Annotated in this window: 1 protein-coding gene; it reads right to left on the reverse strand. The window is 40.9% G+C overall.

All coding sequences use genetic code 11. From position 1 onward, the window contains the following. The coding region (gene gspN / locus SB756_RS35860; protein WP_410914003.1) for a type II secretion system protein N at positions 1–232 on the reverse strand (232 nt) is incomplete at both ends.

Raw genomic sequence — 232 nt, forward strand, 5'->3', positions numbered from 1 at the left:
CATAGCTCGCTCTACCGTTGAGCGAACTAAACCATCTGTTACTTTTAAAGTATGATTAAACAATCCATAACTGACGGTTGCATATCCCGATATATCGGTGCGTTCGCGAGCATTTCCAAACTTTATATTAGTATTTAAATTGCCAGAAAATAATGCCCAACCGGCGATATCCCAGCGCACATTGTTTAACTGCTCGCCATCAAAACGAACTTGCATTAATTGGCCTTGCCAT

Source organism: Pseudomonas sp. SIMBA_068, assembly GCF_046534705.1.
Taxonomy (GTDB): domain Bacteria; phylum Pseudomonadota; class Gammaproteobacteria; order Pseudomonadales; family Pseudomonadaceae; genus Aquipseudomonas; species Aquipseudomonas putida.